The organism is Streptomyces sp. NPDC000878 (genome assembly GCF_053599695.1).
Genome location: NZ_JBSFMT010000003.1, coordinates 157,210 through 181,347, shown reverse-complemented (window position 1 = coordinate 181,347; position 24,138 = coordinate 157,210). Strand labels below are relative to the sequence as shown.

General features: G+C 70.7%; 18 protein-coding genes. 9 read left to right on the top strand and 9 right to left on the bottom strand.

The genetic code is table 11. The annotated features are described in order from the left end of the window. The first annotated feature begins 48 nt into the window (after positions 1–48). Both ACWDR4_RS04415 and ACWDR4_RS04410 read left to right on the top strand, forming a co-directional pair. Positions 49–144 (top strand): putative leader peptide, encoded by a 96-nt coding sequence (locus ACWDR4_RS04415; protein ID WP_405540124.1) that lies wholly within the window; start codon positions 49–51, stop codon positions 142–144. Positions 145–302: 158 nt separating this feature from the next. Continuing rightward, complete coding sequence (locus ACWDR4_RS04410; protein ID WP_450403742.1) at positions 303–1,127, top strand: DUF1684 domain-containing protein; 825 nt, start codon at positions 303–305, stop codon at positions 1,125–1,127. Between the two features lie 47 nt (positions 1,128–1,174). Here the strand turns inward: ACWDR4_RS04410 and ACWDR4_RS04405 are convergent, their stop codons facing one another. After that, positions 1,175–2,140 carry a D-2-hydroxyacid dehydrogenase family protein gene (locus ACWDR4_RS04405; protein WP_450403740.1) on the bottom strand — a complete coding sequence of 322 codons (966 nt, stop codon included), beginning with the start codon at positions 2,138–2,140 and terminating at the stop codon, positions 1,175–1,177. 173 nt (positions 2,141–2,313) lie between these two features. Here ACWDR4_RS04405 and ACWDR4_RS04400 point away from each other — a divergent pair, with 173 nt between their 5' ends. After that, complete coding sequence (locus tag ACWDR4_RS04400) at positions 2,314–3,069, top strand: dienelactone hydrolase family protein (protein WP_450403737.1); 756 nt, start codon at positions 2,314–2,316, stop codon at positions 3,067–3,069. Positions 3,070–3,526: 457 nt separating this feature from the next. Here ACWDR4_RS04400 and ACWDR4_RS04395 read toward each other — a convergent pair whose 3' ends face one another. Continuing rightward, complete coding sequence (locus ACWDR4_RS04395) at positions 3,527–4,921, bottom strand: cryptochrome/photolyase family protein (protein WP_450404051.1); 1,395 nt, start codon at positions 4,919–4,921, stop codon at positions 3,527–3,529. A gap of 99 nt (positions 4,922–5,020) precedes the next feature. Next, positions 5,021–7,165 (bottom strand): alpha-galactosidase, encoded by a 2,145-nt coding sequence (locus tag ACWDR4_RS04390; protein ID WP_450403734.1) that lies wholly within the window; start codon positions 7,163–7,165, stop codon positions 5,021–5,023. Positions 7,166–7,288: 123 nt separating this feature from the next. On the opposite strand from ACWDR4_RS04390, the gene ACWDR4_RS04385 reads away from it, so the two are divergent. The 5 genes from ACWDR4_RS04385 (at position 7,289) to ACWDR4_RS04365 (ending at position 14,170) form a co-directional block, all read left to right on the top strand. After that, positions 7,289–8,326, top strand: a complete 1,038-nt coding sequence (locus tag ACWDR4_RS04385; RefSeq protein ID WP_450403731.1) for a LacI family DNA-binding transcriptional regulator — start codon at positions 7,289–7,291, stop codon at positions 8,324–8,326. A 114-nt stretch (positions 8,327–8,440) separates the two neighbouring features. Further along, positions 8,441–9,775: an ABC transporter substrate-binding protein gene (locus tag ACWDR4_RS04380; protein ID WP_450403728.1), complete on the top strand. Its 1,335-nt coding sequence runs from the start codon at positions 8,441–8,443 to the stop codon at positions 9,773–9,775. 33 nt (positions 9,776–9,808) lie between these two features. Continuing rightward, complete coding sequence (locus tag ACWDR4_RS04375) at positions 9,809–10,732, top strand: carbohydrate ABC transporter permease (protein WP_450403727.1); 924 nt, start codon at positions 9,809–9,811, stop codon at positions 10,730–10,732. Between the two features lie 32 nt (positions 10,733–10,764). Then, positions 10,765–11,589 (top strand): carbohydrate ABC transporter permease, encoded by an 825-nt coding sequence (locus ACWDR4_RS04370; protein WP_450404049.1) that lies wholly within the window; start codon positions 10,765–10,767, stop codon positions 11,587–11,589. A gap of 100 nt (positions 11,590–11,689) precedes the next feature. Beyond that, entirely contained in the window at positions 11,690–14,170 is a 2,481-nt protein-coding gene (locus tag ACWDR4_RS04365) for a CBM35 domain-containing protein (RefSeq protein WP_450404047.1), read from the top strand. A gap of 138 nt (positions 14,171–14,308) precedes the next feature. Here ACWDR4_RS04365 and ACWDR4_RS04360 read toward each other — a convergent pair whose 3' ends face one another. From ACWDR4_RS04360 to ACWDR4_RS04335, 6 genes are all read right to left on the bottom strand, one after another. Continuing rightward, positions 14,309–15,511, bottom strand: a complete 1,203-nt coding sequence (locus ACWDR4_RS04360) for a cytochrome P450 family protein (RefSeq protein WP_450403725.1) — start codon at positions 15,509–15,511, stop codon at positions 14,309–14,311. A gap of 46 nt (positions 15,512–15,557) precedes the next feature. Further along, positions 15,558–16,391 carry an NAD(P)H-binding protein gene (locus ACWDR4_RS04355; protein ID WP_450403723.1) on the bottom strand — a complete coding sequence of 278 codons (834 nt, stop codon included), beginning with the start codon at positions 16,389–16,391 and terminating at the stop codon, positions 15,558–15,560. A 101-nt stretch (positions 16,392–16,492) separates the two neighbouring features. After that, a complete protein-coding gene (locus ACWDR4_RS04350) occupies positions 16,493–17,881 on the bottom strand; it encodes an acyl-CoA reductase (protein ID WP_450403720.1) in 1,389 nt (462 codons plus the stop codon). Next, positions 17,878–19,221, bottom strand: coding sequence for a hypothetical protein (locus tag ACWDR4_RS04345; RefSeq protein ID WP_450403717.1), 1,344 nt, complete (start codon positions 19,219–19,221; stop codon positions 17,878–17,880). The genes ACWDR4_RS04350 and ACWDR4_RS04345 overlap by 4 nt, the downstream gene beginning before the upstream one ends. 44 nt (positions 19,222–19,265) lie before the next feature. Continuing rightward, positions 19,266–19,970, bottom strand: a complete 705-nt coding sequence (locus tag ACWDR4_RS04340) for an ABC transporter ATP-binding protein (RefSeq protein ID WP_450403716.1) — start codon at positions 19,968–19,970, stop codon at positions 19,266–19,268. Between the two features lie 47 nt (positions 19,971–20,017). Continuing rightward, on the bottom strand, positions 20,018–21,259 hold the full coding sequence (locus ACWDR4_RS04335; RefSeq protein WP_450403713.1) for an ABC transporter substrate-binding protein: 1,242 nt from the start codon (positions 21,257–21,259) through the stop codon (positions 20,018–20,020). 138 nt (positions 21,260–21,397) lie between these two features. Between ACWDR4_RS04335 and ACWDR4_RS04330 the strand changes: the two genes are divergently transcribed. After that, positions 21,398–24,100: an ABC transporter permease subunit gene (locus tag ACWDR4_RS04330; RefSeq protein WP_450403711.1), complete on the top strand. Its 2,703-nt coding sequence runs from the start codon at positions 21,398–21,400 to the stop codon at positions 24,098–24,100. The last annotated feature ends 38 nt before the right edge of the window (positions 24,101–24,138 follow it).

Sequence of the window (24,138 nt, the reverse complement as noted above, 5' to 3'; positions counted from 1 at the left end):
CCCGGCGGCTGTTGACCATCCCAGACGAGCACTGTCATTCTGCTCGGTGTGAGCCAGGACCCGCGCCTCGTGTCCCGCCGGCACGTCGACCTCTGTCGACAGGCCAGCGCGATCTGTGCCGTCCGGCCACTGACCCGCCGCTGACTTCTCTGCCGGGTCTCCTCTTCCGCCCCGCGCGTCTCCGCACCCGCCCTCCGAGCGCTTCTCGGCCGCGACCACACGTACCGACAATCGCGCACCGGGCCGTCGTGACCCGCGCCGGCCGCATCCCAGCCCCTCCCCCCGTAAGCGAAGGAACACGCATGACCGTTCAGGACACCACCACGGACCTGGCCGCCTTCACCCACGACTGGCAGGAGTGGCACACCGGACAGGAGGCACGGCTCGCCGACCCGCACGGGTTTCTCGCCATCACCAGCCTGAACTGGCTCAGCACCGAGCCGCAGCGCCTCCCGGACGCTCCGGGCGCCTGGTCGAGCGGCGCCGACGGGGTCGTCGTGGTCCTCGACGAGGGGGAGGAACTGGTCGTGGACGGAACCCCCGTCCACGGCGAGCACCGCTTCGGGGTGCTCCCTGAGCGCGGCGGAGTCGACGCGGTCTGGGGCGACGCCGTCATCGAGGTGGCCAAGCGCGGCGGACACGACATCGTCCGCCCCCGGCACCCGGACACACCCCTGCGCACCGCGTTCACCGGTACGCCCGCCTACGCCCCGCACCCCCGCTGGACGGTGACCGGCCGCTACACGCCCTTCGACGAGCCCCGGCCGACGACCGTGGGCGCGGCGGTGGAGGGCCTTGAGCATGTGTACGACGCGCCGGGCCGGGTCGAGTTCGAGCTGGACGGACGCCCGCTGGCACTCACCGCGTTCGCCGGACGCGCACCGGGCAGCCTGATGGTGCTGTTCACCGACGCGACCTCCGGGGTCACCACCTACGCGGCGAACCGCGCCCTGGCCATCGCCCCGCCCGCCGCCGACGGCACGGTCGTCCTGGACTTCAACCGGGCGACGAACCTGCCGTGCGCCTACACCGACCTCGCCACCTGCCCGCTCCCGCCGGCCGAGAACCGGCTGCCCGTGGCGATCGAGGCCGGGGAGAGGATCCCGCGCGAGCGGGGCGGGTCCTGAGCACCGGGCAAGCCGCGTGATCGTCCCGTTCGACGGAGCGGGCGATCTCAGGCGCCCGTCAGCCGACGGACCGGCGTACCGGCCAGGAACTCGGCGATGTCCTCCACCGCCTCCGCGTAGAAGGTGCGGTAGTTCCGCTCGGTGACATAGCCGAGGTGCGGGGTGGCGAGCACGTTCGGCAGGGAGCGCAGGGGGTCGTCGGCGGGGAGGGGTTCGGTGTCGAAGACGTCGAGGCCCGCCCCGGCGATCCAGCCCTCCCTCAGGGCGCGTACGAGTGCCGTTCGGTCGACGATGGCGGCGCGGGACGTGTTGACCAGGTATGCGTGCGGGCGCATGGCACGCAGTTCCGGCTCGCCCAGCAGGCCGCGCGTGCGCTCGGACAGGACCAGATGGACGGACACGAAGTCGCTGCGGCGCAGCAAGTCCTCCTTGCTGTCCGCCAGTTGGACCCCCGCGTCGGCCGCTCGCTGGGCGGTGAGGTTCTCGCTCCAGGCGAGAACCTCCATGCCGAAGGCGATGGCGACGCGCGCCACCAGGGTGCCGGTCTTGCCGAGCCCGAGCAGGCCCAGAGTACGGCCGTGCAGGTCCTGGCCGACGGTGGACTGCCAGGGGCCGCCCTCGCGCAGAGCCCGGTTCTCGACGGTGATGTGACGGGCGAGGCCGAGGAGAAGCGCCCAGGTCAGTTCGACGGGCGGGGTGGAACTGCTCGCCGTACCGCACACGGTCACGCCCTGGGCGTGCGCCGCGGCGAGGTCGATGGAGGCGTTGCGCATACCGGTGGTCACCAGCAGGCGCAGCCTGGGCAGTCGGCGCAGGAGATCGGCGTCGAAGGGGGTGCGCTCCCGCATGACCACGACGATCTCGCAGTCGGCCAGCTCGGCCACGAGCCTGTCCCGGTCGGTGAGGTGTTCCCGGAGTGTGCGCACCTCGACCTGCTCGGCGAGGGGGCTCCAGTCCGCCATGGTCAGGGCGGCGCCCTGGTAGTCGTCCAGCACAACGCAGTGGAGGGTCATACGGGCAGTCTGCCTTTCGTCCTTTCGTCGCTCCGTGTGTCGGGGCGGGTGAGGTTGTCGACGTTAAGACTGCTCTTGCCTTACGGCCGTACCATCCGGCGCGAAGTCACGACCGGACCCGGCGTCCACACCGGCTGAACGGTCGGCCCGGCAAGCGAGGAAGAGAGTTCCGCATGACCGCCGTACGTGGCACCACCGTCGACATCCCCACCCAGGACGGCACCGCCGACGCCTACTTCGCGTACCCGGACGACGGCGCCGCCCATCCCGCCGTCCTGTTCTACATGGACGCCTTCGGTCTGCGCCCACAGCTGAGGGCGATGGCGGACCGGCTCGCCGAAGCCGGCTACACGGTGCTGGTCCCGAACCTCTTCCACCGGCACGGCAGCGCACCCGTGGTGCCGCTGCCCGAGTTCATCGGTGACGCCGACCGGCCGGCCCTCTTCGGGCGGATCGTCCCGCTGATGGGCGACCTGACCGGAGAGGCCATGGTGCGCGACTCCGCCGCGTATCTGGACTGGCTGGCCGCCTGCCCCGAGGCCGTCGCGGGTCCCGTCGGGGTCTCCGGCTACTGCCTGGGCGCCCGGCTGGCCCTGGTCACCGCGGGCAGTCACCCCGAGAGGGTCGCCGCCGCTGCCGGTTTCCACGGCGCGAATCTGGCCACCGACGCTCCCGACAGCCCCCATCTGCTGGCCGACCGGATCACCGCGGAGCTGTACTTCGGCCACGCCGACAACGACCCCTCGATGCCGCCCGAGCAGATCGAGCGCCTCGACAAGGCCCTCACCGAGGCGGGCGTCCGGCATCGCTCCGACGTCTACGCCGGTGCCGAACACGGCTACACCATGGCCGACACCGACCGCTACGACGCCGAGGCCGCCGAACGCCACTGGACCGCGCTGCTGGAGCTGTTCGGCCGCGCCCTCTGACGCTCACAGGTACGGACGCGGGCAGGCCGCCGGCGAGGGGCAACTGGAGGCCGAGCAGGCGTAGTTCGTACCACGGATCCAGGTAGAGAACGGACCAGGCGGCGAGGTTCTCCTCTTCGGCCGTCGCGTGACCGCCGCCCCCTGTTTTCCCGTAGTCGGGGACCGAAACGCCGCCCAGGCGGGCGCGGGCGCCTTCGGGCGGGCCCCACAGGCAGCCCCTGACCTCGATCTCGGGGCGCTCGGCGCCGACCCGCGCCGCGATCCGTTCCAGGGTCGCGAGATAGGCCGCGGTCCGCACACCGGCGCCGTGGACAAACACTACAGAACGCCGCATTTCAGCCTTCTGAGCAAGTCAGCACACCCTCGACCCGCAACTCCCCCACACGTACACATGGTTGGAACCAGGCTCCCCGCAGCCACTAACGTGACACCACGAAACGGTCTGGTCCGGAGTCCCTCAGGGGGCCGAGGCAGCGGCCCGGTCGAGGCCGCGGGCCCGTTTGAAACGGTCGAGCCCGTCGGACAGGTCGACGATCGGGTCCGGGTAATCGAGGGCGGCGCGGTCCGGACCGCGCAGTTTCCACGGCTCGTGCACCACCGACCCGCCCAGCAGCCGCAGTTCGGGCACCCAGCGGCGTACGTACACGCCGTCGGGGTCGTATCTCCTGGCCTGGGTGACGGGGTTGAGGACCCGGTTGGGCCGTGAGTCGGTTCCGGTACCGGCCGTCCACTGCCAGTTGAGCTGATTGTTGGCGATGTCGCCGTCCACCAGCAGGTCCAGGAAGTGCCGGGCGCCGACCCGCCAGTCGACGTACAGCGTCTTGGTGAGGAAGCTCGCGGTCAGCAGGCGCCCCCGGTTGTGCATCCAGCCCTCGTGCCGCAACTGGCGCATCGCCGCGTCGACGATCGGATAGCCGGTGCGGCCCTCCTTCCACGCCTCGACGTCCTCGCGCGCCTGCGGCCCGGACCGCCAACTGTCGTGCCGGGTGCGGTAGTCGGAGGCGGCGGCGGCCGGGCGGGCGGCGAGCACCTGACGGTGGAAGTCGCGCCAGGCGAGCTGCTGTACGAAGGCATCGGCGCCCGGACCGCCCGCCCGGCGGGCCCGGTGGACGAGTTCGACGGCGGAGAGCGTGCCGAAGTGCAGATGCGGGGAGAGCCGGGAGGTGGCGTCGCCGGCCAGGTCGTCATGACCGTCCTCGTACGACGTCACCCCGCCGCGCAGCCATGCGGTGAGCCGCGCGCGGCCCTCGGTCTCGCCGCCGGAGGCGAGCCCCTCCGAGAGTCCCCGCAGGTCGCTCCGGGAAGGCAGGGGCTCGGAGTCGACACCGTCCGGGACGCGGACTGTCCGTGGAGCCGGGAGTGGATTCCGCAGCGGCTGCCGTGACCAGTGCCGGAAGTACGGTGTGAAGACGGCGAAGTGGTCCGAGGCGGCCGGGACCACGACCCCCGGGGCGACGGCGGCGGTCACCGTGTCGTGCACGTGCAGCCGTACGCCGTCCACCGCCAGGGCGCGGTGCAACCGGTCCTCGCGGCGGCGTGCGTGGCCGCTGACGTCGGCCGCCATGTGCACCTCGTCGGCTCCCGCCTCGGCGACGACCCGGCACACCTCACCGACGAGATCGCCGCTGCGCACGACCAGCCGCCCGCCCCGCTCACACAGACCGGTGTCGAGATCGCGCAGACAGTCGGCGAGGAAGGCCAGCCGGTTGGGTACGGCGAACCCGGCGCCGTCCACAGCCCGGTCCCGCACGAACAGCGGGACGACGGCGCGTCCGCCGTCCAAGGCGGCCCGCAGCGGCGGATGGTCGTGCAGCCGCAGATCGGAGGTGAACAGGACGACCGAGACGTTCATGACACGCATTCCGGGTAGTTCATGTCAGCATAAATACCCCAACACGCCTGACTCCCCGAAGCGGACGCTCCGCCCCTCCCCCCTCCCCCTCCCCCTCGGCTAGGCGTCCGAAGTCAGCCGGATCAGCACAACAGCCGGCGTGCGCGGCAGCGACACCCTCAGCCCGTCCCCGTCCCAGACCGCCGAGCCGCCGCCCGGAGCGGACGGGTGCAGGATCTCCGTACGGACCTCCCGGCCCGCCAAGTGCCCTACCGGCAGGCGGAGTTCATTCCCTCCGCCACGACGCCAGACCGAGAGGTAGGACGTGCGGTCGTCGGGCGCCCGCATGCCCAGGGCCAGCCACTCGTCCTTCCACCCCGGCAGACCGATCGGCCAGAACGGCACGGCTTCCGCGAGGTCGCCGCGGAGTGTCTTGTAGACGGCCACCGCGTCCCGTACGAGGGCCAGTTGGTGTTCCGACATCCGGTCCAGATGGCCCGACAGATGGATGCGGCCGAGCAGCGCGCCGCCGAGGGTGAAGGTGATCAGGTCGTCGTCGTACCCGGGCTGCGGGTAGGCCCAGACGGCGCCCTGTTCGGGCGGGACCGCTGTCGGCGCGGCGGCGGCGATCGGCGGGAACAGCAGCGGGTCCTGTTGGTCGCTGGTGGACTGGAGCTGGGTGACGGCGAGGGTGGCGCCGTCCATTCTCATTCCGCCCGAGGCGCAGTTCTCGATCACCAGGCCGGGGTGGCGGTCCAGTACCTCGGCGAGCCAGGCCAGGTACGCCTGGGCGTGGCCGAGCAGGCCGGCTCCGGGGGCGATGTCCCCGGGGGCGCAGGTCCCCGGGTCGACCACGATGTTGTAGTCCAGCTTGAGATAGCCGACGCCCCAGTCGCCGACGATGCGGTCGACGGTCTTGTCGAGGTGCGCCCGGGCGGCGGGGTGGCGCAGGTCGAGCTGGTGGCGGCCCTGTTCGGTGATGCGTACGCCGTCCCGCTGGAAGAAGGCCTCCGGCGGGAGTTCGGACGCGACCGGGCTGCGTACCCCCACGACCTCCGGCTCCAGCCACAGCCCTGCCACCATGCCGCGCTCCCTGATCCGGTCCAGGACCGCCCGGATTCCGCCGTCGGGGAAGCGGCGCGCCGAGGGCAGCCACTCGCCGACGCTGTCCCACCAGCCCTCGGTGCTGTCGTCGTACCAGCCGGAGTCGACGCAGAAGTACTCCGCCCCGGCCTGGGCGGCGGCGTCGATCAGCGGGAGCAGCTTCTCCGTCGTCGGGTCGCCCATCAGGGTGTTCATGTAGTCGTTGAAGACGACGGGCAGGGTGGTGTGGTCCGGGTGCGGGCGGCGTACGGCACGGCGGTACGAGGTGAGGGCGGCGAAGGCGTCGTCCAGCCCGGAACCGAGGGCCAGGACGCCGGGCACGGTGGTGAGTTCGGCGCCGGGCGCCAGCCGGACCCGCCACTGGTGTTCCGCGTCCGTGGGGCCGTTCAGTGCCAGAGACGTGCCGTGGTCGCGTTCGCCCAGGTCCCAGCGCCAGCCCGCCGGGGACTCGATCTGCCACAACCAGGCCCGGCCACCGTCGCGTTCGGTCAGGGCGCCCATCGCAAGGTGCCCGTCGGTGGGCCAACTGCCGCGTCCGGTCAGGGTCAGTGCCGCCCGGCTGTCGTGCTGGTGGACGTCGACATGGATGTCGGCGACGGTGTCGCGCAGCGGCCCGGTGTACCAACGGCACTCCGCCAGCCAGTCGTTGCGGGCGCGGTGGATGTCGAGGCCGTCGGGCGAGGGGAGGCTGCCGAGCAGCAGGCTGCTGACGGACTGGACGACGAGGGGCTCCTCCCCGTCGTTGCGGAGACGGACGCGGGAGCGCAGCACGGGCAGCCCGATGGGCGAGGACAGTTCGACGAGAGCGGTCAACCCGGTGCGGGGGTCGTGGAGTTCGACGGTCAGGTGCGTCCAGCCGTCGTGTTCGTGGGTGGTGTGGGCCCGGTGGCGCAGCCGGGCGCCGAGTGCCGTGCCCGTGAAGCGGGGGCCCGACCAGCCGCTGCCGTGGCCGAGTGCGGTCACCTCCACGAGGTGGAGGGGGGCGTCCGGGCCAGGGGCGGACGCCGGGTCGCCGCCGGCCGTGCTCCCGCCCGAGTCCAGGCGGGCCAGCCGCAGGGTCCCGTCGCCGCCGGGGGCAAACTCGAACTCGGCCTCCAGAGCAGGGTGCCCCCAGACGAACGTCCGCCGAGTGGTGCCCGCCGAATCCGACGTACCGGTCAACGTCTTCCCCTCCCGATGCCGCCTGGGCCGACGGTCCGCTGCTGCTTCCGCATCTGCTTCCGCCGCGTGAATCGAAGGTTACGGTCTCTTGACGACCCCCATGTGACCGGTCACAATCCTGGCATGAATGTGACCGGTCACACAAGACGCTCAGTGAGCATCCGGGATGTCGCGAGCGCGGCCGGAGTCTCGTACCAGACCGTCTCCCGGGTGATCAACGACAGCCCCAGCGTCAAGCCGTCCACCCGCGACAGGGTGCTCGCCGTCATTGACGAACTGGGGTTCCGGCGCAGCTCCGCCGCGCTCGCCCTGGCCAGCGGACGCAGTCGCGCCGTGACCGTGCTCACCTCCAACACCACGCACTACGGCTACGCCTCGATCCTCCAGGGCATCGAGGAGGCCGCCCGCGCCGCCTCGTACGCCGTCGGGGTCGGCGTCCTCGAATCGGCCGACGAGACCGCTGTCGCCGCCCAGGTGCGGCGGGCGGCGGACACGGGCGGCGGGCTGATCGTGATCGCATACGACCCGGCCGGTGTACGGGCCCTGGGTGCCGTCCCCGCCGAACTGCCGGTCGTCGGCGTGGTGGAGACTCCCGCGAGCCCGCCCGGCGGCAACCGCCCGTGGGTGTGGACCGACGACCGCGAGGCCGCGTACGAGGCGACCCGCCATCTGCTCTCCCTGGGCCACGAGACCGTGCACTACGTCGCCATCCCGTCCAGCACCCGGCGCACCAGCGCCCGGACGACCGGCTGGCGGCAGGCACTGAGGGAGGCGGGGGCGCCGGAACCCCGTCCCGTACAAGGGAGTTGGGGCCCGGCGGGCGGTCACGCGGCGGGCCTGAAGCTGGCGAAGGACGCCGGTGTCACCGCGATCCTGTGCGGCAACGACGATCTCGCCCTCGGGGTGATCCGCGCCCTGCACGAGACAGGCCGCGCGGTCCCCGGTGAGGTGAGCGTGGCCGGGTTCGACGACGCCCCGCACTCCGCCTATCTCACCCCGTCGCTGACGACCGTACGCCTGGACTTCACCGGTCTCGGGCGGTCCGCGTTCGCCCTGCTGCACGGCGTACTGGAGGAGTCCGCGCAGATCGCCCCGCATCCCGTCTCCGTACCGGAACTGCTGGTGCGGGAAAGCTCGGGGCCGCCGCCCGGGCACGGATGAACTCCCTCCCCCTTTGGCTCACTTGCTCCGCCCGATCGCACCTCCTCAGCCGGACCGCCGGACCGACCGCTTGACCGATCCGCCCATCTGAGCCCGTTCGCGAAAGGCACCTCAATGTCGAGAAGAGCCCTCCCCGCACTGGCGTTCATATGCGCCGCCGCCCTGTCCGCCACCGCGTGCAGTGACCCGACCGTCGGCGACTCCGGTTCGTCCGCCGAGTCGGGCGGCACGCAGCCGAAGGTCGACCCGACCGCGCGTCTGGACGGCGTGAAGCTGACCATGTGGACCGCGCAGAACACGCTCAACGCGCCCAAGCAGGTCATCGACGCCTTCGAGAAGGCCACCGGAGCCGAGGTCGAGACGCAGGCGATCCCCGATCTGTACGAGCAGAACGTGCCGACCAAGCTCGCCTCGGGCGACCGGCCCGACCTCATGTTCTGGCAGCCGTCCATCTCCACGCTCCCTTTCATCCAGCCGAAGCAGAACCTCCTCACCCTCGACGGGGAGGAGTGGGTGTCGAAACTGGGCGGCACCGAGAGGTCGCTCGGTCTGATCGACGGCAAGCGGTACGCGGCGATCGTCACCAGCCCCGCCATGCTCGGCGTCTACTACAACAAGGACGTCTTCAAGGAGGCCGGGCTGAGCGAGGCCGACTTCCCCAAGTCGTACGACGAGTTGCTGGCCCTCGGTAAGACCATCACGGACAAGACGGACGCGGCCGGCTTCTACGAGGCCGGTGGTGACAAGTGGCCGCTCCAGTGGCAGATGCAGCTCCAGCTCACCGACCTCGACAAGCAGTGGTGGGCCGATCTCAACCGGAACAAGGAGAAGTGGACCGACCCGGTCGTCGTCGACGCCATCAAGAAGTACAAGGAGAAGTTGCTCGACGCGGGGCTCGCGCAGAAGAACTACAAGACGGGCACCTTCACCGGGCAGGCCGACGCGCTGTGGAAGGGCGAGGCCGGTCTGGTCCTCAACGTCACCTCGTACCAGAGCCAGTTGCAGGCCAAGTACTCCACGGCCGAGATCGACCAGAGGATCGGCTGGTTCCCGATCGCCAACTCCTCGGCCACCGGCCTGTACTCCCCCGACCAGACCAACGGGGTGGTCGCCTTCAAGACGGGTGACGAGAAGCGGCAGAACGCCTCCCGGCAGTTCCTGGCCTTCTGGCTCGGCCCTGACTACGCCGACTACATCAAGGCGATGAAGATCCCGTCCGTGCAGCCGTCCGTGCCCACTCCTGACGGCCTTCCGCAGGCATCCGTGGCCCAGGTCGCGGCGCTTCCCACGGCCATCGGCGTCTTCCAGGCCAAGGCGATCGTCGCGCCCGACACGCACCTCTACCTCGCCGACATGCTCTACGGCAAGAAGAGTCCCCAGCAGGTCGCGCAGGCGATCCAGGACCAGTTCGCGCAGGTGGCCAAGGCCCAGGCGGCGCCCGGCTTCTAGCCGGGAGAGAGACAGGGGAGAGACGGGCTTCCGATGGCGGACACGGCCGTACGTACGCGTGACAAGGCACCGACGAGAGGCGCATCCCGGCGGGTGGGGCGGCTGCCGCGCGCCGCCGTCCATCACCCCTGGTGGTTCGCGCTCCCCGCGATCGCCGTCTTCGCGGCCTTCTTCCTGGTGCCGAACCTGCTCAACTTCTACTACCCGTTCACCAATTGGTCCTCGTACCACCCGGACATCGCCTTCACCGGCCTCGACAACTTCACCACCATCGCCGACGACGGCTCCCTGCTGCGGGCGATCCGCACGACCCTGCTCTACGCCCTGCTGGCGGCGGTCTTCCAGAACGGCTTCGGGCTGGGGCTGGCGCTGCTCCTTGAGGCGGACACCCGGTTCAACCGGTTCTTCCGCGCAGTCTTCTTCCTGCCCGTGCTCATCTCCGCGCTCGCCACCGGCTATGTCTTCCAGTCCCTGTTCAACCAGGACGGCGCCGTCAACGGCCTGCTCGGTACGGACATCCCGTGGCTGGGCTCGACGAACTGGACGCTGGTCCTGGTCACGGTCGTCCACGGCTGGAAGTGGATGGGCCTGTCGATGCTGATCTATCTCGCCGGTCTCAAGGGCATCCCCGGCGAGATGCTGGAGGCCGCGAAGTGCGACGGCGCCGGGCCGTGGCGCACCTTCTGGTCGGTGCGCTGGCCCCTCCTCGCGCCCGCCCTCACCTTCAACGTCACCACGGCGCTTATCGGTTCGATGAACACCTTCGACATCGTGCAGGCCACGACGGGCGGCGGGCCCGCGGGCTCCACGGAGGTCTTCAACATCTACATGTTCCGGATCTTCGGCCAGGGCCTGTACGCCCAGGCCTCCGCGATGAGCCTCGTCCTCTTCCTGGTCGTGGTCGCCGTCGCGATCCCCCTCGTCATCGGACTGCGCCGAAGGGAGCAACTGCTGTGAGTACCGCATCCGTTGTGCGTCGCGCGTCCGCCGTGCACCCCGTCTGGCGGTACGGCCGTCCGGCGCTCGTCCTGCTGCTCGCCGGGCTGACCGTCGGCGTACCGCTGTGGCTGGTCGTCGTCACCTCCGCCAAGCCGCAGGCCGAGGCGATCACGCCGAACCTCGACCTGCCGCGGCACTGGCAGCCGGGCGGGAACTACGAAGAGGCCGTCAGCCAGGGCGAGATGCTGCGCGGTTTCCTCAACTCCCTGCTCGTCGTGGTGCCTTCGGTCGCCCTGGTGCTGATCCTGGGGGCCGGTGCCGCCTGGGTCTTCGCCCGCCGCAAGTCGAGGCTGGTCTCGGCGGCGTACGCGCTCTGCATCAGCGGACTGCTGCTGCCGCCCGCCGTCATCACCGTTGTCATGGAGCTGCGGCAGCTCGGGCTCGCGGGCACCCGGCCCGGGATGATCGCCGTCTACACCGGGATGTACCTCTCCACGTCGATCTTCTTCATGACCGGCTTCATCCGGGCCATCCCGGTGGAGCTGGAGGAGGCGGCCCGGATGGACGGCGCGAAGCCGTCACGGATCTTCCTGCGGATCATCCTTCCGCTGCTCAGGCCGGTCATCGCCACCGCGACGATCATGGTGATGCTCTACGCCTGGAGCGACATCTTCTACGCCTTCTTCGTCCTCGGCGGCGGCGAGAAGGCGACCCTGCCGCTCAACCTCTACAAGGTCGCCAGCGCCCAGCTCTACCTCAACAACTGGCATCTCGTCTTCGCGTACGTCGTGGTGATGAGCCTGCCGATGGTCGCCGTCTTCCTGGTGGCCCAGCGAAGGATCGTGTCCGGAATCACCAGTGGAGCCGTCAAATAACTGGAGGTCCAACAGCGTGAGCACGCCCACCCGCACCGGATCGCGCACCCTGTCCCGTACCAGAACCGCCCTGATCACAGCCGTACTTGGAGTCACCGCCATGGCAGGCACCCTTCCCGCGGCCCAGTCCGCGACCGCAGCGGACGCAGCCGCCGACCCGCAGCGCGTCACCGTCGACCTCGCCGCGTCCGAGGGCCCCGTGATGCGCGGCGCCAACGGCACCCTGTACGGGCTCAGCGACGACGGCGTGCCCAGCGACGCCATCCTGGCGCCCCTGAAGATCACCAGCGTCTCGCAGAAACCGGAGGGCGGCGCCCAGCATCCCAACGGGGACGCGCTCACCGTCTCCTCGTCGTTCTTCCGCAACGGCGGCGGCGAGATCAACGTGATGATGCAGGACATCTACGCCAAGTGGCCGTACGAGGATCTCGGCATCGAGGACTACCTCCCCAAGGTCGACAAGATCGTCACGGAGGTGGCGGCGGACCCGAACAGCGAGCGCTTCGTCTACATCCCCTTCAACGAGCCCGACCAGATCTGGTACAACCTCGGCACCTCCAACCAGGCGCAGTACGAGGTCAATCGGGACCGGTTCCTCAAGGACTGGAAGACGGTGTACGAGCGCATCCGCGCGATCGACCCGGACGCCAGGATCGCCGGCCCGAACGAGTCCGGCTACCACACCCGCCTGCTGCGGGACTTCCTCGCCTTCGCCAAGCGCGAGAACGTCCTGCCCCAGGTGATGACCTGGCACGAGTTGGACTCCAGCTCGCTGCGCAACTTCCAGGGGAACTACGACAGTTACCGAGCGATCGAGCGTGAACTCGGCATCGCGCCTCTGAAGATCAACATCGACGAGTACGCCAACCGCCGTGACCTGTCCGTGCCGGGCCAACTCGCCCAGTGGGTGGCGATGTTCGAGCGGAACAAGGTGTACGCCAACCAGGCCTACTGGGACGCGGCAGGCAACCTCGACGGCAATGTCGTACGCTCCAACATCCCCAACGGCGGCTGGTGGTACTTCCGTTGGTACGCCGGACTGACCGGCGACACGGTCAAGGTGACCCCGCCGCAGGCCAACACCGTCGACACCCTCCAGGGTCTGGCTTCCTACGACAAGAAGCGCCGCCAGGCGCAGGTCCTGCTCGGCGGCTCGGCCGGTGACGCCGACGTCGTCGTCCAGAACGTCTCCCGGTCCGTCTTCGGGCGCACGGTCACCGCGACCGTCGCCGAGGCCGCATGGTCCGGCTACGAGGGACAGCACGCGACGCCCCGCGTCCTCGCCCGTACGAAGGTGAAGGTCGCGGCCGACGGCACGGTGAGTGTTCCGCTGCGCGGGCTGCACAAGATGTCGGCGTACCGGATCGTCCTCACTCCGGGCGGCACCGGCACCCCGACCGCCGCTTCCGTCCCCTGGTCGGCGTCGTACGAGGCCGAGGACGCGGCCATCACCGACGGCAAGGTCTACACCCAGGGCACGGTCAGCAACGCCAACGGCTACGCGGCCTCCGGCACGAAGGACGTCGGCTCGCTCAACACGCCTTCCAGCAAGGTCGACTTCACGGTGGACGTGCCTGTCGCGGGTACGTATGACCTGGCGATTCTGTACGGCAACCAGTCCGGGGCACCCGCCACGCAGAAGCTCTCGGTCGACGGCCAGGCCCCGGTCACGGTCACCTATCCCTCCACCGAGAACTGGACCTACCGCGCCAAGAAGGACGTCACCGTCGATCTCCCGGCCGGACAGCATGTGCTGACGCTGGCCAAGGGCGACGCCGAGGTCACCCTCGACCGGATCGACCTGACCGCGCGTACCTCCGCCGCGCCCTCGGCGTCGTACGAGGCCACGCTCGCGGACATCAGCGGTCGGCCGTCGTACGACTACTCCTCGTCCGCCGGGGTCGGCACGGGTGCGCTCGTTCTGCGCTCCGGTGACAAGGCGGTGTTCGACGTCTACGCACCGCGCGACGGCTACTACACGGTGGTGGCGCGAGCCTCGGCGGCGGTGAACCTGGAGCTGCACGGCCAGAAGGTGACGGCCGCGCCCGGCAAGGGGCTGCGGCTGTATCTGGTGGCGGGCAACAACCGCGTCGCGGTGACGGCCAAGGGTGCCTCCGTCCGCTCCCTCGCTGTCTCGGGGGCCGGCTCGACGTCCGGCACCCTCTCCTACGAGGGCGCCTCGGCCACCCTCGCAGGCGGTGCCAAGCTCGTCGACTCCGCCCATGCCTCCGGCGGTTCCTACATCGGCTGGCTCGGCAACAGCGCGTCCAGCACGGCCGAGTTCACGGTGGACGCGCCCAAGTCGGGGCGCTATCTGCTGGTCGTCCACTACGCGCACAACGACCGGCGCGACAACGGTCACGCGTACAACACGGACATCATGTCCCGTACGGCGGATATCGCGGTGGGGGCGGGGGCGGCGCGGACGGTGACCTTCAAGAACACGTGGAGTTGGGACGACTACTGGACGGTGGGGGTTCCTGTTGACCTGCGGGCGGGCGCCAACAAGGTGACGTTCGGGAATGTGGGTGCGTGGGCTCCGAACATCGATCGGATCGAGTTGGGGCGGGTCGTCGGTTAGGCCCGCCCCGCTGGATAGGCAGTTCCTTCACCGCGGCCCGGTGGGGGCTGGTCGCGCAGTTCCCCGCGCCCCTGTCGGGGCGCGGGTCCGCGGCCCCGCCCCCGCCTCGCCCCCGCGATGGCAGTAGCAATGGCGGAGTCAGAAGTGCACGGGGAGACTCAGCAGGCCTCGTGATCGCATCGACGGCCTCCAGCGCAGTTCGTGTGGCTCTACGTCCAGGGCTAGGTGGGGGAAGCGGTCGAGGAGGGCCGCCAGGGCGATCTCCGTCTCCATGCGGGCCAGGGGTGCGCCCAGGCAGTAGTGGATGCCGTGGCCGAGGGCCAGGTGGCCGGTGGCGTCGCGGGTGAGGTCGAGCCGGTCGGGGTCGGGGAAGCGGCGTGGGTCGCGGTGGGCGGCGGCCAGGGACAGCAGGACAGTCTCGCCGGCCGGGATGGCGACCCCGCCGATGGTGATGTCCTCGGTGGGGAACCGGCGGATGGCCAGGGGTACGGGGCCGTCGTAGCGGGCCAGTTCCTCGACCGCGCCGCCCAGCAGGCCGGGATCGGCGCGGAGCGCGGCCAGTTGGCCGGGGTTGGTGAGCAGGGCCAGGGTCGCGTTGCCGATCAAGTGAACGGTGTTCTCGTACCCGGCGAACAGGATCAGGAAGGCCAGGGACATCAACTCGTCCTCGGTCAGCCGGTCCTGGTCGTCGCGTACGGCGATCATCGCGGAGAGCAGGTCGTCGGTCGGGGCGGCCCGCTTGTCGGAGATGAGCTGGGTGAAGAAGGCCAGGATGGCCCCGACGGCCTCCTTCGCCTTGGCCGGCTGGGCGGGGTCGGGGGCCACCAGGGTGTCGGTCCAGGTCCGGAAGTCCCGCCGGTCGTGCGGGGGCACGCCCAGCAGTTCGCAGATCACGGTGATCGGCAACGGGGCGGCGTAGGAGGCGATCAGGTCGGCGCGGCCGTGCGGTTCGACGGTGTCGAGGAGTTGGTCGGCGGTCCTCCTGACGGGTTCGCGCAGAAGGGCGATACGGCGCGGGGTGAACGCCTGGGACACCAGGCGCCGGATGCGGGTGTGGTCCGGCGGGTCCATGTTCAGCAGGTTCGCGTCCAGCGCCGGCGGCAGCGCGAGCCCGTGGTAGCCGCCGGGTTTCGCGTTGCGTTTGTCGAGGGAGAGCCGGGGGTCGGCGACGGCCTGGCGTACGTCGTCGTAGCGCGTGACCAGCCAGGCCGGAAGCCCGTCCGTCCCGGTGACGCGGTGGACGGGCCCGGCCTCGCGAAGTCGCGCGTACACCTCGTAGGGGTGGGCGATCAGCTCCGCGGGGTCGACGACGGGCGGCTCAGCAGCGGGTAACGATGGCATGGGCTCCACCCTAGAGCGGGCGTCGCGGCACATCGATCTCGTTCCGTCAGCGGAACAGGTCGGCGTTCTCCTCGGCCCACTGGCGGAACGGTCTCGCCGGGGAGCCGGTGACCCGCGTGACCGTGTCACGTACCGCCAGCAGTTCGTCGTTGACGTCTCCGCCCGTGACGTCGAGCACCGCGTCCGCCGCCTCCTCGCCGAAGACCTCGGCCATCCGGGCGTACGCCTCCCCGCGGCTGATCTCGGTGAAGGGCACATCCCGCCCGAGTGCCGCCGCGATGACCTCGACCTGCTGCCGGGCCGTCACCGGTCCGGGGCCGGTCAGGGCGTACGTCCGTCCCTGGTGGCCGGGTTCGGTCAGCGCCACCCGTGCCACCGACGCGATGTCCGCGGGGTGGATCGTGGGCAGCCCGGTGTCCGCGTACGGCGCCCGGACGGGCTCGCGGTCGCGGATCGACGCCGCCCACATCAGGGCGTTCGAGGCGAACTGGGTGGGCCGCAGGATCGTCCAGGCCATGCCGCTGCCCTTGAGGAGCCGCTCGACCGCCAGGTTCTCGTCGGCGGGGCCCAGATGGGGATGGGTCTGGACGGTGATCGATGACACGAGCACTACGTGTTCCACTCCCGCCGACCGGGCGGCTCCGATGATGTCGGCGTCCGGACCCAGCCGGGACAGGAGGAACAGCGAGCGCACCCCCTGGAGAGCGGTCACCCATGACTCCGGCTTCGCCAAGTCACCCTCGACGGCCTCGACCGTCTCGGGGAACGCGGCGCGGGCGGCGTCACGGGCCAGGCCTCTCAGCGGGCCCGCGCCTCGGGCGTGCAACTCCCCCAGCAGGGCCCTTCCTATGTTTCCGGTGGCCCCGGTCACGAGGATCATCAGCGTTTCCCCTCCTGTCAGTTGATCGACTTGGGGACACGCTAGAAGCTCAATCGCGCTTCAGGTCAAGGCGGTTCGTGGCCCTCCCGGGCGGCGGGCGGTCACTCGTCGTTGACCCAGCGCATGAGGCGTTGCAGGGGGTAGAAGCCGTCGTGGGAGAGGCCCGGTGGCATACCGCCCGCCCCGCCGAGGGAGACCACGCGCTGGACGCCGGCGCAGGCGAGGGCGTCGCGGAGTTCCGCCTTGCGGGTGTCGGGATACACGCCGACCGTCTGGGTGCCGACTCCAGCGTGTGTCACGGCGTCGGTCAGCCCGGTCACCGGCACGACGTTGACGATCTTTCCGTCGGGGTGGAAGTCCACCGGCTCGGGCGAGCGGATGACCAGGCCCCGGCCGTCGTAGCCGCCCCACACCCGGTACTCGGGCGCCAGCGAACGCAGCACGTCGATCTCCTCACGGAGTTCCCCGGCGACGCGCGGGCCGTCGGCGGAGCTGAACTCCCTTGCCACGCCGAGGCGTTCGCACAGCAGGGCGGCGTAGCGGTCGGCGTCGTCCCAGGAACCCTCGACGAACTGGAAGCGGCTGGCCACACACGCCTGCTGATTGAAGAACGTGGCGTCGGCAGCGCCCGCGTCGGCGGCCCGGGCCAGGGATTCGGGGGACTCGAAGGCCTCGCGGCCGATCAGGGAGATGGAGGTCTTGGGGTCGAAGGAGACGAGTTCGAGGCCCGGGCCGACATACCGCAGCGCGCCTCGGATCGTGGCCTCGCCGCCCCAGGCGACCAGTTTGTCGAAGAACTGGGGGCGGAAGAGCACGCTCTCCACCGTCTCGTCGCCGCCGCGCCAGTACACCGCCGAGAACGAGCGCACGACGGGGTGGCCGGGTGCCACCGCCGCCATCGTGCGCAGGATCGCGGTCGCGGTGAACAGGTCGTTCGAGGGCAGCTTCAGCAGGTTGACTCCCTTGGTGAGAGCGCCGCGCACGACGGACATCGCCGCGACGCCGGGGGCGTTCCCGGCGATGATGTGCACCAGGCGCGGCGGGAAGGCGCGGGTGGCCGCGATCCGGCCCTCGGGCAGCCGGACCTCGCGCCAGCCGTCGAGGACGTCCGCTCCGCCGAGTTCGTGGTCGATCTGGGCGTACAGGCCGGGCCGTCGGAAGCTGCGCCACAGGACGGCGTAGGCGCGTTCGAGGACTTCCGGGGGCAGGGGGCTGACCCGGACCATCCGGTCCAGGGCTTCGGCGAGCAGGCCTTCGCGGTCCGCCTTGAGGGCCTCGCCGGTCTCCACCAGGAGGTCGACGATCTCCGCGACGGGCACGTGGAAGGCGGGGCCTGGTTCGGTGCGGGGCCACACGAGGCGGTCCAGGTCGAGTGCCGGGGCGGTGAAGCGGCCGAGGTCGAGGCGTGGTCCCTCGTCGACCTCGCCGCGGATCAGGTGGACGACGGCCACGGACTCCGCCGCGGTGCCGTCGAGCGTCGTGGCGCTCATCCGTGGATCATCCCCCGGACATAGGAGTCGAGTGTCGCCGCGCAGGTGATCTTGTCGTCGCCGCCGAGGTCGCCGTAGCGCTGGATGTCCGGCAGGACGGTCGGTCCCGGTCTGCCGCAGGCGCAGGGCGAGAAGTTCACGAAGACCCGGTCGCCACTGATCAGTCCGCCCCAGCGGCCCTGGAGGGAGACGTCCAGGAACGCGAACCGGCCCTCCACGACGCCGTGTTCGGCGCTGAGGAGCTTCTCGCCCGCCTCGTCCAGGAGCAGCGGGATCACCCACGGCGGCACGTGGTAGTCGCCGTTCTCGCAGGCGAGGCAGGAGCCCTGGAGTTCCGTCATGCCGTAGCTGCGGACCCGCCGTACGCCGTCGTAGAAGGCGGCGAACCGCTCCTGGTAGTCGTCGGGCAGCGCGCGGCCCTTGTTGCCGCCGCCGCTGAGCACCAGCGTGTCCGGGTGGAGGCTGCCATCGGCCACGCCACGGGCGCGCAGGGCCTCTATCAGCGTGAACTGCTGGTTGTTCATCCCGGCGATCAGCAGCGGCTCGTCGCGGTGGGCGGCGATGTCGTCGACGATCCGGTCCATGGCCGCGCCCAGCTCCTGCTCGCGGGACTCCGACACGGTCTCGAAGGAGCTGATCTCCTGCGGGGTCGCGGTGCCCTCCGCCATCCGGCGGCGCAGCAGGGCGCTGCTCATCAGGTCGGAGACCCGCATCGGGTCCTCGGTCAGCAGCCGGGTCTCCCCGGGCCGGGCGAAGACCTCCGCGTGCCACCGGTAGCCGTCGATGGAGCGCATCGGGCCGCTCGCGGGTGCGAGGAGGTAGCCGCGGCGGGTCGGCTTCGGCGGGAGGGGGTCCGGCCAGCAGGTGAGGTGTTCCAGGATGTCGTGCAGGAAACCCAGGTCGCTCGCGTCGCAGTTGAGGAAGGAGACCTTCCCGGAGGTGCCGCTGGTGATGTACGGGCGGTGGCCGGCGGCGGTGATGCGGTCGGTCCACTCGTCGATGTCGCGGACGCCGTCCATGTCGACGTCGCCCCGCTCGATCACCGACACGGTCGTGTACCAGTGCAGCAGCCGGTCCCACCGGCCGGCGGTGAGAAGGGAGAGGGGATACGACTTGTAGCTGGTGTGCGAGAACAGCAGCGGGACGAGGTCGTCGGGGCTGGTGATCTCGTGAACGCCGGTCTCCTCGGCCCGGGTGCGCAGCAGCGGGATCCGCTCGCGCTGGGCGGTGAAGGCCTCCCGTGCGGCTTCGAGCTGCAACTCCCGCAGTTCTGGGGCAGGTTGGTCGAAGGTTTCGCCGGACAGGACCAGTGATCGGATCTGCTCGCGTGCGCCGCACACGGCAGTCACCTCCATCGGTTGGGGAGTCGCGTCAGGGAGTCGCGTCAGGGAGTCGCGTTCTTCGCGAGGTACGAGGACTCGATCGCGTCGAGGTTTCCGCGCAGTTCCTCCGGGGTGCCGGTCATGGTGACCCGGCCGCGGTGCAGGACGTACACGCGGTCCGCGATGTCCAGCACCTTGCGCACGTGCTGTTCGACGAGCAGCGCCCCCAGGCCCTGGTCGGCCGCCTCGCGCACGGCGCGCAGCAGGCGGTCGACGACGAGCGGGGCGAGGCCGAGGGACAGTTCGTCCGCGAGGAGCAGCTTGGGGGTGCGGCACAGGGCGCGGGCCAGCGACAGCATCTGCTGCTCGCCGCCGGAGAGCATGCCCGCGCCGACCTTGAGGCGTTTGTCGAGTTCGGGGAAGAGTTCGACGGCCCGGTCCGGTGTCACCCGGCCGACCCGCAGGTTGTCGGTGGTGTCGAGCCGGGTGAAGACGGCCCGTTCACCGACGTAGGCGAGTCCCTCGCGGGCGCGCCGGTGCAGGGGTGCGTGGCCGGTGGTGCCCAGCCAGCTGACCTCCCCGCCCATCGGGGCCAGGTCGCCGGAGAGTGCCCTGAGTGTCGTGGTCTTGCCCGCGCCGTTGGGGCCGAGCAGGGCGACGACCTCACCGGGGCGGACCTGGATGTCGAGGTCGCGTACGACGGGGCGGGTGCCGTATCCGGCGGACAGGGCGCGGGTCTCGATCAGGGGCGTGTCGATGTCGTGCACGGGCTTGCTCCTCAGCCGGATCAGCCGGATCAACCAGGTCGGCCGGGTCAGCCGGACGACATGGCCGTCAGCACCTTGCGGACGTCGACGAAGGTCGACCCGGACTTGGCCCACTCGATCTTCCCGTCGCGGATGGTCAGTTCGGTGGCGGTGGTGTTGTGGATGCGGTTGAGGCCCTTGATCGGCAGGGCGGTCGACTCGCTCCAGGTCAGCGGCGGGGTCAGGCCGCCGGTGTCGATGCCGGAGGTGGTGTCGAGTTCCTGCACCAGGGCCTTGGCGGAGATCGTCGGCAGCTTCTTGACCGCCTCGGTGAAGACCTTGAAGGCCACCCAGGTCGTCCCGTTGGCGCCGTTGGTGGGGTCGATGTCCTTCTCGCCCTTGGTGGCTTCGAGGAAGTCCTTCCAGGCCGGGTCGGAGGTCGGCGGGTAGTAGCCGGTGATCGCGGAACCCTCCAGGGGACTGCTGCTCCCGCCGGTGCTCTCGGCCAGCTGCGGGGTGAGGTTGCCGACGACGCTGCCGAGCTTCGTCTTCGCGCCGGACTGCACGTACGACGTCACGAACAGGTCGGAGTGGGTGCCGAGGATGACGTCCACGCAGTCGCTGCCCTGGGTCGCGGCGGCGACCTGCGGGGCGAGGTCGGTGGCGGTGACCGGCACCTTGAGGTCCTTGGGGGCCGCTCCTCCGGCGGCGGTCACGCCGAGTGCGAGGAACCGCGCGACGGTCTCGGCGGCGGCGACGTCGTACCGTACGCCGGAGATCTTCTTGCAGCCCTGCTCCACGAGCTGCTCGCCGTGGGCCGCGAACACCACGGGGGTGCCGCCGTTGACCGGGAACGACAGCGGGTTGGAGAACTCCGCGGCCGAGACGCCGGTGCCGCCGAGGTAGGGGATGCCGGCCTTCTCCAGGATGGGCATGTAGCGGTCGCCCGCGAGGCTGTACGAGCCGACGACCGCGACCACCTTCTCGGCGACCGCCTGCTGGGCGCACTTCTCGGCCTCGTCGGGGTCGTTCTTCTCGTTGCAGGTCAGCACCTTGAGCGGGCCGCCCTTGATCCCGCCGTTGGCGTTGATCCACTTCTCGTAGGCCTGGGCGGTGAGCCGGACCCCGGGTTGGGCGCTGCCCTGGGTGTCCTCCGGCGTCCACACCATCACCTTGACCGGGGTGCCCTTCAGGGAGGTGGTCTCCGTCGAGCTACTGGCGGCCTCTCCCCCGCAGCCCGCGGCGAGCAGGGCTCCGGTCACCGCGAGACAGCTCGCTGCGGCTGTTCTGCGTCGGCGTGAGTCGTTCATGGTTCCTCCGCGGGGCTCGTCGTCGAGATGCGAACAGCATGGGGTGCGTTTTGGAGTTAGTGAAGTACTCTCGGCACAATTATTTAACTGAATGTGCTGTCTCGTTCCGCTCCCGTCCTGCCTCTGGGAGGTTCCCCGATGGACGACATCCTCAGGTTCGCGCTGCTCGGCCTGGGTCTGGGCGCGCTCTACACGCTCACCGCGCACGGCATCGTGCTGGTCTACCGGGGCTCCGGCGTCCTGAACTTCGCGCACGGCGCGATCGGGATGGCCGGCGCCTACGTCCAGTGGGAGCTGGCCGTAGAGCACGGTGTGCCGTACTGGCCGGCCGTCGCGTGCGGGGTGCTCGGCTCCGCGCTGCTGGGCGTGCTCACCCATCTGCTGGTGCTGCGCCCGCTGCGCCGGGCGTCCTCGCTGGCCCGGCTGGTCGGCACCCTGGCGGTGTTCATCGTGCTCACCGCGATCGCCGTCAAGCGCTACGGCGACAGCCTGCAGCTGGTGCCGGGCAAGCTGCCCACCCGGCTGCTGACGATCGCCGGGGCGACGGTGACCGAGGACCGCGTCTGGCTGCTCGCCATCGCGGTCGTCGTGACCGCCGCCCTCCATCTCCTCTACAAGCACACCCTGTTCGGCCTGGGCACCACCGCGGTCGCGGAGAACGAGGGCGCCGCCGCCTCGCTCGGCTGGTCCCCGGACCTGATCGCCACCGGCAACTGGGCGCTGGGCTCGGCGCTCGCGGGCCTGACGGGCATCCTGATCGTGCCGGTCATCGGTCTGTCGGTGACCGGGCTGACCACGCTGCTGCTGAGCGCGCTGGCCGCCGCCCTGGTCGGCAGGTTCTCGTCGTTCCCCGTCACCCTGGCGGGCGGTCTGGTCATCGGCGTCGTCCAGTCCGAGCTGACCCGCTTCGGCTCCGACGTCACCGGGCTCGCCTCGTCGGTGCCGTTCCTCGTCATCGCGCTGGTGCTGGTGGCCCGCGGCCGGGCGCTGCCGCTGCGCGGCACGTTCCTGGACCGGCTGCCCGCCCTGGGCTCCGGCCGGGTGCGGCCCGTGCCGCTGGCTGTCGCCGTCGCAGTGGGGCTACTGCTGGTGAGCCTGGCGACTCCACTCTGGGCCGACGCGATCACCACCACCCTGGTGATGTCGCTGATCATCCTGTCGATCGTCGTGGTCACCGGTTACGCGGGACAGGTCTCCCTGGCGGCCTACGCCCTCGCCGGAACCGGCGCCTTCATCGCCGGGCACGCGGCGGCCGACTGGGACTGGCCGTTCGAACTCGCCCTGCTGGCAGGCGTGTTGGGCACAGTGCCGATCGGCCTCCTCTTCGCACTCCCGGCGGTCCGCACCCGTGGCGTCAACCTCGCGATCATCACCCTCGGGCTCGGCACCACGCTGGAGGCGATGGTCTTCCAGAACACCGACCTCTCGACGACCCCCGGGAGCGACGGCATCGCCGTGGGCAAGCAGACCCTCTTCGGGATCAGCATCTCCGGAGTCGACCATCCGCAGCGGTACGCCGGTGTGGTGCTCGTGATGTTCGTCGCCGCCACGCTCGTGGTCGCCAACGTGCGGCGCAGCCGGACCGGCCGCCGTCTGATCGCCGTACGGGCGAACGAACGGGCCGCAGCCGCCCTCGGCATCGACGTCCGCGGCGCCAAGCTCTACGCCTTCGGCCTCTCCGCCGCCATCGCCGCGCTCGCCGGCGTCCTCACCGGCTTCCGCTCGACCTCGGTGGTCTTCTCCGACTTCGCCAGCTTCGAGTCCATCACCGCGCTCGGGCTCGCCGTCATCGGCGGAGTCGGCTTCCTCGTCGGCCCGTTGTTCGGCGCGACCTTCGCGGCGGGCACGGTGGGCGCCCGGTTCGGGGACCTGGTGCTGCCCGGGCTGAGCGAGTGGATGCCGCTGATCGGCGGAATCATCCTGGTGCTGACGCTGGTGGGCAACCAGGACGGCATCGGCAAGGACATCGGCAAGCAGGCGGCGGGTATGCGGCGCAGACTGTCCGCCAAGCGCCCCGCGCTCGTGCCGGAGACCGTGCGCGAGGAGGCGGCGGCTGAAGCGGTCCCCCGCGCCACACCACTCCCCCTCCACGTCCGGGACCTGACCGTGCGTTACGGCGGTGTCGTGGCCGTCGACGGGCTCTCGCTGGACGTGGAGCCGGGCCGGGTCGTCGGTCTCATCGGGCCCAACGGCGCGGGCAAGACCTCCGCGATCGACGCCGTCACCGGTTTCACCCGGGCCGCGTCCGGCAGTGTGCGCCTCGGCGACCGGGACGCGACCAGGCTGCCGGTGCACCGGCGGGCCGCCGCCGGGCTCAGCCGGTCCTTCCAGTCGCTGGAGCTGTTCGAGGACATGACCGTCCTGGACAACCTGTACGCGGCCTGCGACCGGCCCGGCCGTTGGACGTACCTCACGGACCTGATCCGCCCCGGCAGCCGTCCGCTGCCCGCCCATGTGCTGGTCGCCGTACGGGAGTTCGGCCTCCAGGACAGTCTGGACCGGCCGGTGGGCGATCTGTCGTACGGGGAGCGGCGGCTGCTGGCCATCGCCCGTGCGGTGGCCGCCTCGCCGTCCGTGCTGCTCCTCGACGAACCGGCGGCGGGGCTGTCGGACGACGAGACACGGGAGCTGGCCCACCTGGTGCGACGGCTCGCCGAGGACTGGGGCATGGGGGTGCTGCTCGTCGAGCACGACGTCGACATGGTGATGAGCGTCTGCGACCAGGTCGTCGTCCTGGACTTCGGCCGCCGGATCTGCGCCGGTACACCGGAGGAGGTGCGCCGCGATCCGGCGGTGCGGGCGGCCTACCTGGGCGACCTGGAGCCGGAGACCCTGGCCTGAAACGGGTCGGAGGCGCTCCCCCGCGTACGGGGAGCGCC